Annotated in this window: 1 protein-coding gene; it reads right to left on the minus strand. The window is 69.6% G+C overall.

The genetic code is table 11. The features are described 5' to 3' along the window. A partial coding sequence (locus tag VL15_RS38960; protein ID WP_048252210.1) for a S8 family serine peptidase occupies positions 1 to 886 on the minus strand: 886 nt, incomplete at both ends.

The raw sequence follows: 886 nt of genomic DNA on the forward strand, positions 1-886 counted from the left end.
GATGCCGGCTGCCCAGCGCATCCCGTCGGCGATGTCGCTCGTCACGCCGCCGCATTTGCCGAGCACGCGCACCGGCAGGATCCGGCCGAGCCACGAGATGCCCGCGATGCCGGTGCCGTTGTTGGCGGTCGCGCCGATCACGCCCATCACGCGCGTGCCGTGCCAGCTGCTGTCGCTCGCCTGGGTCGCGCATTGGTAGTACGGGCCGCCGGCGGTGCTGAGTTCCTGCGGCGTGACCCAGTCGCCCGGATCGGTTGCGTCAGGGCCGCGCGACAGGCCGTTGTTGCTGGTGTTGACGTTGGTGATGAAGCTGTAGCCGGGCAGCAGGTTGCCGACGAGGTCGGCATGCGGCCGATAGCCGGTGTCTAGCACGGCCGTGACGACGGTCGGCGAACCCTTGGTCGTGCTCCACGCGGGCGACATGTCGATGCCGGCGGTCGGGTCGGACAGGTACCACTGCTGACTGTAGAGCGGGTCGCTCGGCGTGTCGCGGATCGCCATCGGATGATCCGGTTCTGCGTAGTCGACGTCGGTATCGGCCGCGAACGCCTGCGCGAGCGCGGTCGCGTCGGTGGCCGCGATGCGCTGGCCGAGCGACAGCACGGCCGCGCCGTTCGAGATCGTCCGTTCGACCTGCACGTTGAGCGGCAGTTGCGAAACCGTGCTCGCATAGGCGCGTGCACTACCGGCCACCGGCGCGGTCCAGCGCGTCATCGAGCGCTGGATCACCGCGTCGAGCCGTGTTCCGTTGTCGATGGTGGCCATCGCACGCGCGGCCGTCAGCGTCTTCAGCTTGACGATCAGGTGATCGACGGGCGGTTCGACCGGTGCCGCCTGCGCGGCCATCTGCACGGCGGCCTGCTGCGTCGCGCATGCATTGCTGCCG

Source organism: Burkholderia cepacia (genome assembly GCF_001039005.1).
Taxonomy (GTDB): domain Bacteria; phylum Pseudomonadota; class Gammaproteobacteria; order Burkholderiales; family Burkholderiaceae; genus Burkholderia; species Burkholderia theae.